Origin of the sequence: Pseudomonas tolaasii NCPPB 2192, assembly GCF_002813445.1 — a bacterium.
Taxonomy (GTDB): domain Bacteria; phylum Pseudomonadota; class Gammaproteobacteria; order Pseudomonadales; family Pseudomonadaceae; genus Aquipseudomonas; species Aquipseudomonas tolaasii.
This window is the reverse complement of the sequence record NZ_PHHD01000001.1, coordinates 1,407,292-1,421,197: the sequence shown is the minus strand read 5'-3', so window position 1 is coordinate 1,421,197 and position 13,906 is coordinate 1,407,292. Positions and strand designations below refer to the sequence as shown.

The 13,906-nt window shown below is 63.0% G+C and carries 13 protein-coding genes; 6 read left to right on the top strand and 7 right to left on the bottom strand.

All coding sequences use genetic code 11. The annotated features are described in order from the left end of the window. Nucleotides 1-39 precede the first annotated feature (39 nt). Nucleotides 40-669, bottom strand: a complete 630-nt coding sequence (locus ATI14_RS06650) for a LysE family translocator (protein ID WP_016970704.1) — start codon at nt 667-669, stop codon at nt 40-42. A gap of 136 nt (nt 670-805) precedes the next feature. Here ATI14_RS06650 and ATI14_RS06645 point away from each other — a divergent pair, with 136 nt between their 5' ends. Further along, entirely contained in the window at nt 806-1,279 is a 474-nt protein-coding gene (locus tag ATI14_RS06645) for an Lrp/AsnC family transcriptional regulator (RefSeq protein ID WP_017255648.1), read from the top strand. Nucleotides 1,280-1,686: 407 nt separating this feature from the next. On the opposite strand, the gene ATI14_RS06640 is transcribed toward ATI14_RS06645, so the two are convergent. From ATI14_RS06640 to ATI14_RS06615, 6 genes are read right to left on the bottom strand one after another with little or no spacing between them, the layout of a single operon-like run. After that, nucleotides 1,687-2,619, bottom strand: a complete 933-nt coding sequence (locus tag ATI14_RS06640; protein ID WP_016970706.1) for a phosphatidate cytidylyltransferase — start codon at nt 2,617-2,619, stop codon at nt 1,687-1,689. A gap of 1 nt (nt 2,620) precedes the next feature. Next, on the bottom strand, nt 2,621-3,241 hold the full coding sequence (locus ATI14_RS06635) for a lysophospholipid acyltransferase family protein (RefSeq protein WP_080520289.1): 621 nt from the start codon (nt 3,239-3,241) through the stop codon (nt 2,621-2,623). A gap of 9 nt (nt 3,242-3,250) precedes the next feature. Then, nucleotides 3,251-3,694, bottom strand: a complete 444-nt coding sequence (locus ATI14_RS06630; RefSeq protein ID WP_016970708.1) for a hypothetical protein — start codon at nt 3,692-3,694, stop codon at nt 3,251-3,253. Next, nucleotides 3,684-4,982: a phosphatase PAP2/dual specificity phosphatase family protein gene (locus ATI14_RS06625; RefSeq protein ID WP_016970709.1), complete on the bottom strand. Its 1,299-nt coding sequence runs from the start codon at nt 4,980-4,982 to the stop codon at nt 3,684-3,686. The genes ATI14_RS06630 and ATI14_RS06625 overlap by 11 nt, the downstream gene beginning before the upstream one ends. A gap of 2 nt (nt 4,983-4,984) precedes the next feature. Further along, entirely contained in the window at nt 4,985-6,739 is a 1,755-nt protein-coding gene (locus ATI14_RS06620; RefSeq protein ID WP_016970710.1) for a bifunctional alpha/beta hydrolase/class I SAM-dependent methyltransferase, read from the bottom strand. An 11-nt stretch (nt 6,740-6,750) separates the two neighbouring features. After that, entirely contained in the window at nt 6,751-7,371 is a 621-nt protein-coding gene (locus ATI14_RS06615) for a CDP-alcohol phosphatidyltransferase family protein (RefSeq protein WP_016970711.1), read from the bottom strand. Nucleotides 7,372-7,676: 305 nt separating this feature from the next. Between ATI14_RS06615 and hflK (ATI14_RS06610) the strand changes: the two genes are divergently transcribed. The 5 genes from hflK (ATI14_RS06610) (at nt 7,677) to bufA2 (ending at nt 13,893) form a co-directional block, all read left to right on the top strand. Further along, entirely contained in the window at nt 7,677-9,602 is a 1,926-nt protein-coding gene (gene hflK / locus ATI14_RS06610) for a protease modulator HflK (protein WP_080520290.1), read from the top strand. 12 nt (nt 9,603-9,614) lie between these two features. Beyond that, nucleotides 9,615-10,607: a protease modulator HflC gene (gene hflC / locus ATI14_RS06605; RefSeq protein WP_026083115.1), complete on the top strand. Its 993-nt coding sequence runs from the start codon at nt 9,615-9,617 to the stop codon at nt 10,605-10,607. After that, nucleotides 10,604-11,638 (top strand): protease modulator HflK, encoded by a 1,035-nt coding sequence (gene hflK, locus ATI14_RS06600; protein ID WP_016971730.1) that lies wholly within the window; start codon nt 10,604-10,606, stop codon nt 11,636-11,638. Before hflC ends, hflK (ATI14_RS06600) begins: the two co-directional genes overlap by 4 nt. Next, nucleotides 11,635-13,521, top strand: coding sequence for a cation-translocating P-type ATPase (locus ATI14_RS06595; protein WP_016971729.1), 1,887 nt, complete (start codon nt 11,635-11,637; stop codon nt 13,519-13,521). Before hflK (ATI14_RS06600) ends, ATI14_RS06595 begins: the two co-directional genes overlap by 4 nt. Before the next feature lie 117 nt (nt 13,522-13,638). After that, complete coding sequence (gene bufA2, locus ATI14_RS06590; RefSeq protein ID WP_016971728.1) at nt 13,639-13,893, top strand: BufA2 family periplasmic bufferin-type metallophore; 255 nt, start codon at nt 13,639-13,641, stop codon at nt 13,891-13,893. Nucleotides 13,894-13,906 lie beyond the last annotated feature (13 nt).

Here is a 13,906-nt window from a genome sequence, read left to right as displayed (position 1 = left end):
GTCTTTGATACAAAAGATGACGTGGATACGCCGACCCGATCAGGCGTGTTGCACAAAGGTGAGGCGTACCGCAAAACCGATCAAAAGGCTGCCGAACAACCACTGTTGCAGGCGCTGCGCCGAACGATTGCGCGCCAGCCACTGGCCGATGCGCGCGCCGGCCAGGGCGTAGCAGCAATCGAACATAAACCCGAACGCTACCAGCACCGCGCCCAGCAATGCGAACTGCGCTGCTACCGGCCCGGTTTGCGGGTTGATGAACTGCGGCAACAACACCGAACAGAACAGCAGTGCCTTGGGGTTGAGCAGGTTTGTGAGCAAACCACGCTGGAACGCTGCGCGCCAGGCATGGGCGGTCGTGGGGTTATTGGTCGAGTCGAGGGCGGGCAGCATGTTGGCGCGCAGGCACTGCACCCCCAGCCATAGCAAATAGGCCGCGCCGCCCAAGCGCACCACGTCAAAGGTCCACGGTGCCACTTTGAACAACGTCGCCAAGCCCATGCCCGCCAGTGCCACATGGCAGGCTCGCGCCAGCCCCAGGCCTATCGCCGTGGTCAATGCCAAGGCCTTGCCCTGACGCGCGCCGGTTTGCAGCAGCAGGATCATGTCCGGCCCCGGCAGCAGGTACACCACTGAAAGCGCCATCAGAAATAACCAGAGTTCCGCCATGTTTCACCCCCTTTAAGTGTTGGCTAATTCTAGGGTTGAAGGGCGGGGCAGGTGCTTGCGTAGTCAGCCATAAAATCGTCTAGTCTTGGTACTATCTACCAGTAACTACCATAACGGCCATTCATTTATGCCAAATCTGAAACTTGATGCGTTTGACCGGAAAATTCTTGAAGCCTTGCAACGGGATGGGCGCCTGACCAACGTGCAGTTGGCCGACGAGATCGGACTGTCTGCTTCACCTTGCCTGCGCCGCGTGCGCCTGCTCGAAGAAGCCGGGGTGATTCGCGGCTATCAAGCCACACTGGATCGCGATGAAGTGGGCCTGGGGATGATGGTGTTTGTGGGCGTGAAGGTGGAGCGGCACAACGACACTGAGGCCAACGCCTTTCGCGAGGCGGTGACGGCGTTGCCCGAGGTGATCTCGGCGTTTTTGGTGTCGGGGGAATCTGACTTTCTGTTGCAGGTGGTGGTGCCGGATTTGCGCGGGTATGAGCGGTTTGTCACCGGCAGTTTGTTGAAGTTGCCGGGTGTGCGGGACATTCGCAGCAACTTCGCGATCCAGACCGTGAAAACGCCAGGGGCCTTGCCGCTCGGGCATTTGCCGGGTTGAAGACTTTAAAACACTGCAAAACCCATGTGGGAGCAACTGTCTTAATGGCTTAGTTGATCGTTCCCACGCTCTGCGTGGGAATGCCGCCCTGGACGCTCCGCGTCCGCTCTTGAGGTCGTGACGCCGAGCGTCACGGGATGCATTCCCACGCAGAGCGTGGGAACGATCGGTAAATGTCCTGCGAAAGAAAGGTACGGAGCAGGTAGGAGCGGCAGTTTCAGACCTTGCGCACTCTCGACATTGCCCCGAATCACTGTGGGAGCTGGCTTGCCTGCGATAGCGTCAACCTAGCCAGCATTCATGTCAGCTGACACTCCGCCATCGCAGGCAAGCCAGCTCCCACATTTGATGTTCATCAGCCTTTGGATCGTTCCCACGCGGAGCGTGGGAACGATCGGCGTGAGGATTCAGGTCCACCAGTAGCGCACGAGGTGGAAGAAAATCGGTGCGGCAAAACACACCGAGTCCAGCCGGTCCAGCATGCCGCCGTGGCCTTCGATCATGTGCCCCCAATCCTTCACGCCCCGGTCGCGCTTGATCGCCGACATCACGATGCCGCCGGCAAAGCCCAGCAGGTTGATCAGCAACGCAATCAGAAACGATTGCCATGGGTTGAACGGCGTGGTCCACCACAGCGCCGCGCCGATCAGGGATGAGAGCAAAATCCCGCCGACAAAGCCTTCGACAGTTTTGGACGGCGAGAGGTTGGGCGCGATCTTGTGTTTGCCGAACAGCTTGCCGCACACGTACTGCAACACGTCGGACAGTTGCACCACGATCACCAGATAAGCGATCAGCAGCAGGTTGCGGCCTTCGTAGCCAGGAATGTCGAGGGTCAGCAGCGCGGGTACGAAGGACACGCAGAACACCGCAATCATCAGGCCCCATTGCACTTTCGACGCGCGTTCCAGGAAGTGCGTGCTGTCGCCGCCCAGCGAGGCGAGGATCGGCAGCAGCAGGAATACGTACACCGGGATGAAGATCGAGAACAGCCCATACCAGTCCGAATAAATCAGCAGGTATTGCAGCGGCAACGCCAGGTAGAACGCGGCCACCAGCGCCGGGTAGTCGCTGCGGCGGGTGGGAGTGAGGGTTAGAAATTCGCGCAGGGCGTAGAACGACACGGCGTAGAACAGCAGGATCACCGCGCCGGTGCCGAGCCAGAAGGCGATGCCGATCACCACCACCATCACCCACCAGGCGTTGATGCGCGCGTTGAGGTTGTCGATCACCGCGTTGGGCGTGCCGCGGGTGCGCCATTTGAGGATCAGGCCGATCAGCGAGGCGAGTACCAGAATCGCGCCGATGCCGCCGAACAACATCAGGGTTTGGCTATCCATGTCAGACGTGCTCCGGAGCAAGGGCGAGCAGGGCATCGCGAGTACGGGCGAGAAACGCGGCTTTGTCTTCGCCTTCTTCCAATTGCAACGGCGCGCCGAAGCTGGTGGTGCACAGTAACGGCAGCGGCAGCACGCGGCCTTTGGGCATGACGCGATTCAGGTTGGCGATCCACACTGGGATCAGTTCGGCCTGTGGGTAACTTTTTGCCAGGTGGTACAGGCCGCTTTTGAACGGCAGCAGGCCGTCTTCCAGGTTGCGCGTGCCTTCGGGGAAAATGATCAGCGAGTCGCCGCTTTCCAGCGCGGCAAGCATGGGCTGCAAGGGGTTATCCATAGGGTCTTTGCGCTCACGGTCGATCAACACGCCATTGAACACGCGGTTGATGATGTAGCGGCGCAGCGCACTGGTGTTCCAGTAATCGCTGCCGGCCACCGGGCGCGTGAATTTGCGCAGGTTTTGTGGCAATGAGGCCCACACCAGCACGAAGTCGCCATGACTGCTGTGGTTGGCGAAGTAGATGCGCTGCACAGGTACGGGCGCGCAACCGAGCCACAGGCTGCGGGCGCCGGTGACCGTGCGGGCCATCGAAGTGATAAGCGTGGCGACCACGGGTTCGAACATGGGAATTCCTTATCCGGCGAAAGGCAGCCAAGGGCTGGCGAGGATCACGGCCAGGGTCAGCACTGCTTGCGCGCCCAGCAGCCAGGCCTGTTTGCGCAGTAGTTTGAGAGCACCGCGACGCCGTTCGGTCCACGGGCGGCCAACGCGCTTGGCCGATTGCAGGCCGAGGGTTTGCAGGGCCTGGTCGAGGTCCGGCGTGCGCCCGGTGTCGCGGGCCAGCAGGGCGAACAGGTCGGCGTCGAAGGCTACGCGCAACGCCCAATACTTTTGCAGCAGCCCGAGAATGATCATCCACAGGGCGAGCAGCAGGCAGATGGTTGAAATGCTGGCCATCAACAGTTGCGCCAGACCGAACAAAAACCCGAGCAGAGTCAGGCCTGTGGATAACTGATCCAGCGAGCGGCCACGACGCAGGAGGCTGGCGACGACCTGCAGTTCCATATCAGCGGGCATGGGGCAAACCCTCCAGAGCTTCACGGTGAGCGGGGTGCAGGACCACACGGGCCCGCGCTGTACGAATAATAGCCAGTGCCTCGTCGACCGTTGCCGCACGCCCGCTGTGCAGCAGCCAGGCGGCAACCGCGGTGGCGCTGCGTGAGTAACCAAGAGCGCAGCACACCAGCAGCGGGCCGTTGGCGCGCAGGCATTCGATTGCTTGGGCGGCTCGCAGGCATTCGTCCGGCGTTGGGGCGATCAGATCCAGCACGGGAATGGATTGATAAGCGCGGCCCTGTGGATTAATCGGCAGTTCGGCGCAGAGATCGACGATGGCCTTGAAAGGGGCTTGCTCAGAAGTTGCAGGAACCCGCCCGAGCCAAACGTTATCCACAATCAGGTCGGGTTGTGGATGGCCGCGTGTCCACAGCCGCGAATTTATCCACGCACCCGCCAGATAGGGGGCGTACAACCAACGGGCGGCGGGTGTCAGTCGGCCATCGGCGCGCTTCTGGAAGCCGCTGGCGCCGAGCACGAAATAATTGGCCTTGATCAACGCCAGGGACACGGCAGGCCATAGCAGCCACAACCACCCGCCGCGCAGTACGAAAGCCAGAACCACCAAGGCCACTGCGCCCAGCCCGTAACGCACACCCAATCGCCAGCGTTGGGGATCGCGCGTCAGCCGTATATTCAGCAAGGGGCTTGGATGCTCCACCGGCCATAACCATACGCAAAGCCAGCCGGCGAGGGCGCCTGTGGGTAAGTCAATAAAGTGATGTTGATAAGTGGTCAACACTGAAATGCCGATCAATGCGAACCAGCCGTGCACCAGCAGACGCCAGAAGCCCTGGGTGTGGCGCTGGTACATCACCCACAGGATCACCAGCAGCGCGATATGCAGCGAAGGCGCCTGATTGAACGGTTTGTCGAACCCGGCCAGCACGGCGAACAGCCAGCCGAACACGCCATCCAGTTCAGGCCGCTCGAAGGTGAAGCGCAGCGGCCAGATCAGGAAGCAGCTCACCGCAATCACTTGCGCACTCAGCAGGCGCATTGCGTGCTGCTTCAACTCATGCCGAGTGTTGGGCAGCAGCAGGGAAAACCCGTAGAGCAGGTCGATGGACCAGTACGGCACGATGGTCCACGCCAGAAAGGGCATATGGGTTTCCCAACCGAATACCAGCGTGCCGACGTCGCTGCGCTGGCTGGTGACCCAGGTGGCAAAGCCGTAGGTGCTGAAAAACAGCGGCGCCAACAGCAGCAGCCAGAGGACTGCCGGTTTCAAGAGGCCGGGTTCGCGCATGTTCAGATCTTCTGTGCCAGGGACACCGTGAAAATGCCCCACTCGTCCACACGCTGGGTGATCTTGCGAAAGCCCGCCGCCTCCACCAGTTGATCCATTTCCGCCTGGCTGCGACGGCGCATCACCCAGGCCTGGCCCTGGCGGTGGCTGGTCAACGCACGGGCGATCAACTCCAGTTGCGGGTGCCACGGTTGGCCGGTGTAGACCAGATAGCCGCCAGGTTCTACGGCTTTGGCAAGGCCTGCCAGCGAACCGCCGACCATGGCGTTATCGGCAAACAACTCATACAAACCGGACACCACCGCCAGCGTAGGCTTGGGGTCCAGTGCCGCCAGATCCAAACGATCAAACGCATCGCCTTTGACGAACTGCGCGATATCCCCCAGGCCCTTTTCGCGAATCAGCGCGCCACCGTCGCGCACGTTGATGTCGCTGTAATCGCGCAACAGGATCGACTCCGGCAACGGCGACACACCCTGCAAGGCTTCGAGAATGTAACGCCCGTGGCCCGCGGCGATATCCACAATGCGCACTTCGCGATCATCCGCGCGCAATTTGGCCATGGCCAGGCGCAGCAACTCCTCCACGTTCAGTTTGCGCTGGCGAATGCCGCGCCAGCCGATGGAATTGAGGTAATTGGTGTCAATCATCCGCCCCAGCCCGCCCTTGCCGGTCGGTTTGTTGCGGTACACGTAGTCCAGGGTGCTGCCCGAGTCGAAACCGGTATCGAAACCCAGCTTCACGCCATCGGACAGGCTTTTGCCCAGGCCCATGCTGGCGCGTGTCATGCGCCAGTACAGGTCGCGCAAGGAGTTGCGCGGCAGTGGCGCGGCGAGGGCTTCGGACTCGGCGCAGGTGGCGCCCAGTTTGTCGGCGTCCAGTAACGAGGCGCGGTCCAGCGGCTGCGTGAAGTTCTGCAGGATAAAGCGCCTGGCACTGCTCACGGCCACCGCGCGGTCGCGCTCGCCGAGGGTGTCGTGGAAGAAACCGGGGAGAATATGCAGCTCTTTTTTCAGGCTGCCGAGGCGGTCGAAAAACTGTTGCTGGGGTTTGCGGTGCACCACGAAGTCGGAGCCTGAGATCAACAACTGGGTCGGCACCTGGATCGCCTGGGCATCGGCGACCACTCGGTCGGCGGCTTCGTACAGGCCGAGCAGCACATTCACCGAGATGGCCTTGGTGATCAGCGGGTCGCTGTCGTAGGACGCTACGCGCTCGGGGTCGTGGCTGAGAAACCTGGCCTTGACGTAACTGTTGACGAAAAAATTGCCGCGAAACCGCCGCATCAATGCCAGGCCCGGCCGCGCGAAAGGCACGTAGAGCTTGACCTTGAAGGCCGGGGAAGCGAGTACCAGCGCGCGGATCTTCGGCGCGTAGTCGTGCACCCAAGTGGCTGCGATCACCGCGCCGACGCTTTGGGCGATGACGGCGATGTTTTCTTCTTCAATGTTGCAGGTGGCGCCAATGTGGTCGCAGAAGGTTTGCACGTCGCGGGCGCTGGTGGCAAAGCTGGGGCTGTCGCCGCGTTCGCCGGGGGATTGGCCGTGGCCACGGGCGTCCCAGGCGAAGATGTCGAACTGCGGTAGGTCGAGTTCATCCACCAGGTGTGCGATGCGCCCCGAATGCTCGTGGCCGCGGTGGAACAGCAGGATCGCCTTGCGCGGCTCATCACCCTGCGGGGCGGTGGCCGGCCAGTGCCGGTAGAAAAGCTCGACGCCATCATGGGTACTGAAGGTGTGCTCTTGCTGTTCGCGCATCGCAAAAATCCTTATGCAATCGGAGGGGTGTTGTCTTCTTTGAGGCCCTGGCGCACGCGGTTGACCAGGGTGTAGGCGAGCAGGGCGGCGACCAGCCACATCACCGTGTCGACCCACCCCGCGCCGAGCCAGCCCAGCGCCACGCCGGTGGCCAGTACGCCGAGTACGAAGGCGCGATCACTTTTACCCATCGGCCCGTCGTAGCGCCGCGACGCACCGACCATGGGCCCGAGTACCCCGGCGTATTCACTGAACACCGCCAGCAGCGCCACCAGCACCACCGGCGCCAGGCTCACGCCGGGGATCAGCGCAAAGGGCAGGATCAGCGCGCTGTCGGCGATCACGTCGCACAGTTCATTGAGGTAGGCGCCCAGGCGTGACTGTTGGCCGAATTCCCGGGCGAGCATGCCGTCGATGGCGTTGAGGGCCATGCGCAGGATCATCCACAGCGGGATCAGCGCAAACAGCCAAAGATGTTGAGCGAAGCTGGCGATCAACAGGCCGACCAGCAGGGAAACCACGCCGGCGAGCACGGTGATCTGGTTGGCGGTGGTGCCGTTGTCGTAGAGGCGCTGCACAAGGGGGCGCAGCAGGTTTTGAAAACGCGGTTTGAGCTGATAGATCGAAATCATGGGGGGTGGCGCTTCCTTGTCCGTGAACCCGCGAAAAACTGTGTTGGAGTGTGCCCGATTAATCGTGGCCTGCACCAGTGATGGCTCGTGTTTCTGGGGGGTTAATCACGGTCTGCTGCACACCGCAGTACACATGTGGGAGCGGGCTTGCCCGCGATGGCGGTGGGTCAGTGATAAAGGGTTTGCCTGATGGGCCGCCATCGCGGGCAAGCCCGCTCCCACAGGGGTTTTGTGTTGTTTTCGAACAAAAATTTCACGCTCCGTGTTATATCGTAACGAATTGTGTACATGTGGGCGTTGAGCGGATGCAAGTGGATCTAGAAGCGGAAGGCGCCTCGGTCGAGGGCCTTGCGCGCTTTCAGCAGGGACAGTTTCACGCCCGCAGGCTCCGGCAAGCCGGTATCGGCCTGACTGCCGTGACTGTGTGCGGCTGGGTGTTGGCGCTGTTTGTGGCGTTGTTTGCGCCGTTGTCGATCTGGCCGGTGGTGCTGATCAACTGCGCGTCCGCCTTACTGGTGCTGGTGGCCGGGTTGCAGTCGGCGTGGTGGGTGGCCGACTGGCGCGCCCAGGCGTTGGAAGAGCCGACGAGTGATGTCGTCGAATTACCGGAGCAAGAGTCAGGCCTCTACGCGCGCCTTGTAGGGCGTTTCGGCAGCGGCTTGATCGCGCAGATCGGCGCGCCCGTGCTGTGGCTGGCGGGCTGGTCGTTGCTGGCGCTGGTCAGCCTCCTCGAATTCTGGAACCTGGCATTGCCCGCCGCGCCCGTCGGGCAGTCCGCGAGCATCGGCGCTGCGCTGGCGCTGGCCTTGGGGTTTGGTTTGCTGGTGTTCGAACGCCGCCTGGCCCAGGAAACCGCCGCGCAATGGCCGGAAGCCGCGCAACTGGCGCAATTAAGCCGAGTGGCGATTGTGAGCCTGGTGGTCAGCGCGATTTGCTTGCTGTTCGCCAGTGCGGACGCGGTTTGGCCGTTGCGTGTGGCAGTGCTGATCGGCTTGTTGCCGGGTCTGGTCGCCGTGGAGTTTTTGCTGCGGGCCTTGCTGTCATTGTTCAGCCCGCGCCAGCCGCACGTTGAACCGCGCCTGATGGCGCAGAGTTTTATCGCCGGGCTGCTGCGCTGGCCGCCGCAACCCTTGCAAGCGCTGCAGCACGAATTGCACAACCGCTTCGGTATCGACCTGCGCCAGATCTGGGCATTCACCTACATGCGCCGCGCTTTTTTGCCGGTGCTGCTGGTGGTATTGGCCGTAGGTTGGGCGCTCACGGGTGTGCACGAAGTGCCTCTGCAGGGCCGTGGGATTTACGAGCGCTTTGGCAAACCGGTCCAAGTGTTCGGCCCCGGCCTGCATGCCGGGCTACCATGGCCGTTGGGCCGCGTGCTGGCGGTGGAAAACGGTGTGGTGCATGAACTGGCCACCAGTGTCAGCGAAGCTGCGGCGCCTGAATTGGCGCCCGCCGAGGGCCCGGCGCCAACCATCGCCAACCGCTTGTGGGACGCCAGCCATGTGAATGACAAATCCCAGGTGATCGCCAGCAGCAGCGGCGACAAGCAGAGCTTCCAGATCGTGAATATGGACGTACGTTTCGTCTACCGCATCGGCCTGACCGATCAGGCCGCGCTCGCCGCCACTTATAACAGTGCCGACGTGCCGACGCTGATCCGCAGCACGGCCAGCCGCATCCTGGTTCACGATTTTGCCTCGCGTACCCTCGACGAATTGCTGGGTGAACAGCGCACGAGCCTTGCCGACGAAATTGGCCGCGCGGCGCAAGCCGACCTGCAAAAACTCGACAGCGGTGTGGAAATTCTCGCCACGGTGGTGGAAGCCATTCACCCGCCAGCCGGCGCGGCCAATGCCTACCATGGCGTGCAAGCTGCGCAAATTGGTGCTCAAGCGCTGATTTCCCGGGAACGTGGCGCGGCCAGTGAACAGACCAACCAGGCCTTGCTGCAAGCCAGCACTGCTCGCGACCAGGCCATGGCCACCGCGCGCGAAGTGAATGCCGGTGCCCAGGCGGCGGACCTGCGCTTTGCCGCCGAACAAAAGGCCTACGCCAGCGCGGGCCAGGCGTTCGTGCTGGAACAGTACCTTGGTCAACTCAGCCTGGGCCTGGCCCACGCCAAGCTGCTTATTCTGGATCATCGCCTGGGTGCCGACGGCGCGCCGACGATCGATCTGCGTTCTTTTACGTTGCCGGCCGATCCTTCGGCGCCGCGCAAAGCCGTTCAATAAGGAGTCTGTCTGTTGAGCGCTCATTCTCACGATCACGGTCACCATCATCATGGTCATCACCACCACCATCATCACGGTGATGAGCAAGCGGGCGGCCCGTTCCCCTGGCGGCGTATGGCCTGGGCGGTATTGCTGGTGCTGTTTGCGGTGGCGGCGGCGAGCCTGGTGCAAGTGCGTTCCGGCGAAGCCACGGTGATTACCCGCTTCGGCAACCCGTCGCGGGTGTTGCTGGAGCCGGGCCTGGGCTGGCGCTGGCCGGCGCCGTTCGAGGCGGCGATCCCGGTGGACCTGCGCCTGCGCACCACGTCCAGCGGGTTGCAGGATGTGGGCACCCGAGATGGCCTGCGCATCATCGTGCAGGCCTACGTGGCGTGGCAGGTGCAAGGCGACGCCGACAATGTGCAGCGCTTCATGCGCGCGGTGCAGAACCAGCCGGATGAGGCGGCGCGGCAGATTCGCACGTTTGTCGGCTCGGCGCTGGAAACCACGGCGGCCAGCTTTGACCTGTCCAGCCTGATCAATACCGACGCCAGCCAGGTGCGCATCGCCGATTTCGAAGCGCAGTTGCGCCAGCAGATTGATCAACAATTGCTCACTACCTATGGCGTACGCGTGGCGCAAGTAGGGGTTGAGCGGCTGACGTTGCCGTCGGTGACGCTGACCGCCACCGTCGACCGCATGCGCGCCGAACGCGAAACCATTGCCACCGAACGCACCGCCGTGGGCAAACGCGAGGCGGCGCAGATTCGTTCCGCCGCCGAGCGGGATGCACGCATCGTGCAGGCCGACGCCACCGTCAAGGCGGCTGATATCGAAGCGCAATCTCGCGTGGAAGCCGCACAGATTTACGGCCGCGCCTACGCGGGCAATCCGCAGCTATATAACCTGCTGCGCTCCCTCGACACCTTGGGCACGGTCGTCACGCCGGGCACCAAAATCATCCTGCGTACCGACGCGGCGCCGTTCCGCGCGTTGGTCGAAGGGCCGAAGGACGTCCAGCCATGATCGAGCGTGACGGCCCGGACAGCCCGTGGATCCAGGCCGGGCGCCTGACCTTTCTGGCGCTGTACGCGGTAACGGTGTTGGCGGCGTTGGCGTGGGCGTTTTCCAATGTGCGCCAGATCGACCCGCAGAACCGCGCGGTGGTGTTGCACTTCGGCGCACTGGATCGCATTCAGAATGCCGGCCTGCTGTTGGCCTGGCCGCAGCCGTTCGAGCAGGTGGTGTTGCTGCCGGCGGCTGACCGCGTGATCGAGCGCCGAGTGGAAAACCTGCTGCGTTCTGACGCCGCGATCCAGGCCGACCGTGTGGCGAGTTTTGCCACGCCGCTGAGCGATGCACTGGCCGGGTCCGGTTACCTGCTGACGGGCGATGCCGGCGTGGTACAGCTGGATGTGCGGGTGTTTTACAAAGTCACCGAGCCTTATGCGTTTGTGTTGCAGGGCGATCATGTGTTGCCCGCGCTGGACCGCCTGGTGACGCGCAGCGCGGTGGCGCTGACGGCGGCGCGTGATCTGGACACCATTTTGGTCGCGCGCCCCGAGCTGATCGGCACCGACAATGGCGCCGCCGAGCGTCGTGAACGGCTGCGCGGCGATCTGGTGCAAGGTATCAACAAACGCCTGGCTGAACTGGCGTCCACCGGTTTGGGCCTCGGCATTGAAGTGACTCGCGTGGATGTGCAGTCGAGCCTGCCGGGCCCGGCGGTGAATGCGTTCAATGCTGTGCTCACGGCCAGCCAGCAGGCCGATAAAGCCGTGGCCAATGCCCGCACCGAAGCGGAAAAGCTCACGCAGACCGCTACTCAGGAAGCCGACCGTGTGGTGCAGGTTGCCCACGCCCAGGCCAGCGAGCGGCTGGCCAATGCCCAAGCGCAAACCGCCACGGTCGCTAGTCTCGCTCAGGTCAAAGACCCGGGCTTGCTGCTGCGCCTGTATCGCGAGCGCTTGCCGAAGATACTCGGCCAGGCGGGTTCTGTCACCACGGTCGATCCTAAAGACGACTCCCGTTTGATCATTCAGGGAGCCGAACAATGAGCGCACCCATGCTGACCTCCGCCGAGCAGCGCAGTGCTGCACGGCAATTGACCCTGGCCATGCTCGCCCTGGGTTTGCTGATACTGGGCCTGGTGTGGCGCTGGCTGGCGCCGGACCAGAGCGGCGTCAGTCAATTGCTGTTGGGTGTCGCTTCCTTGTTAGTGGCCGTGCCGGTGATGCGTTCGGCCTGGTACAGCCTGCGCTTCCCGAGCCTGCATGGCATCACCGACCAACTGATCGCCCTTGCGATGATTGGCGCGTGGGCCACGGGTGACCTGCTGACCGCCGCCTTGCTGCCGATCATCATGATTTTCGGCCACGTGCTGGAAGAGCGCAGCGTGATCGGCTCCCAGGAGGCGATCCATGCTTTGGGCAAACTGACCCGCAGCCATGCGCGCCGGGTTCAGGCTGACGGCAGCATCGTGGAGGTGGATAACGGCACGCTGAACACGGGCGATATCGTCGAAGTGCGCGCCGGTGACCGCGTGCCGGCCGATGGCGTGGTGCTGTCGGGCCAGGCGAGCCTGGACACGGCGCCGATTACCGGCGAGTCGGTGCCGCTGGAAGCCAGCGTGGGCGTGCAGGTGTTTGGTGGCGCGATCAACCTGGATGGCTTGCTGCGCTTGAAGGTGACGCGGACCGGCGACGAATCGACCCTGGGCAAGGTCATCGCGCTGATGCAGAACGCCGAGCGCTCCAAGCCGCCCATCACGCGGCTGCTGGAGCGTTATGCCGGCAGCTATATGGTGCTGGTGTTGTTGCTGGCGGCGGTGACCTGGTTTGTGACCAATGACGCCCAGGCCATGTTGGCCGTGCTGGTGGCGGCATGCCCGTGTGCGCTGGTGCTGTCGGCGCCGGCCACGGCGATTGCCGGGATTGCCGTGGCGGCGCGGCACGGGATCTTGATTCGCAGTTCGGCGTTTCTGGAAGAACTGGCAGACCTGACCTCGCTGGTGGTCGACAAGACCGGCACGCTGACGTTTGGCACTTTGCGCCTGCAATCGATTGAAACGACTGCGCCGGACCGGCAAGTGCTGTTGACCCTCGCCGCCAGCCTCGGTTCGGCCAGCAGCCACCCGGTCAGCCGCGCGCTGGCGGCGCTGGCGACCCAGGAGCAATTGCTGGTGCTGACGGACATCCGCGAGCGTCAGGGGCTTGGCGTGGTGGCGCAGACCGAGCAGGGTGAGGCGGCGTTGGGTCGGCCGGAGTTGTTTGAGCAACTGGGCATCGTCACCACGACCGTTCCCACCCACGATGGCCCGATTGCCGGGCTGGCGCTGAACGGGCAGTTCCTCGCGTGGCTGTTGCTGGCCGACAGCGTCAAGCCGGAAGCCCGTCAGGCGCTGCAAGAGCTGCGCGACCTGGGCCTGGGCCGCCAATTGCTGCTGACCGGTGACCGCCAGAGTGTCGCCGACAGCCTGGCGCTGGACGTGGGCATCAGCGATGTCGAAGCCCAGGCGCTGCCGGAAGACAAACTCAACCGCGTGCTGGGGGAGATCAACAGTGGTTTCCGGCCAATGGTGGTCGGCGACGGGATAAACGACTCGCTGGCACTCAAGGCGGGTGTGGTCGGCGTGGCGATGGGGGCGGGCGGGGCGGACATCGCCCTGGCGTCGGCGGATGTGGTGTTGATCGGCAGCGATTTGCGCAGGTTGGGCACTTGCGTGCGCTTGAGTCGCCAGTGCCGGCAGACGCTGCAAGTCAACGTGGTTATCGGGTTGGGTTGGACGCTGGCTATCGTGGTATTCGCGGCTTTTGGCTGGCTGGGCGCAGCGGGCGCGATGATTGCGGCGGTGTTGCACAACCTCAGCACCTTGCTGGTACTGGGTAATGCGGGGCGTTTGCTACGCTTTCAGGAGCCGCTGCTGAAGCTCGATGAATAATTTTCAGAAATATTTGCACACGGCTGTAACGCCAATGAGGGACCTCACTCTAGTGGTATGTCGAGACTGAACAATCCGTTCAGACCGACTCCACTACCGATCATGAGGAATACAAAAATGAACTTCAAATCCGCTGCTGCTGGTGCCGCCCTCGCAATGGCCGCCGCTACCATGTTTGCTGGTGTTGTCACTCAGGCTCAAGCCGCTGACACCTCCGTGCACTGCTATGGCATCAACGCTTGCAAAGGCCAGAACGACTGCAAAACCAAGGACCATGCTTGCAAAGGTCAGGGTTCTTGCAAAGGCCAGGGCTTCAAGGTCCAAGCCAGTGCCGATGCCTGCACCAAGGCTGGCGGCAAAGTCGGCGAATAACCGGCAACCGAGT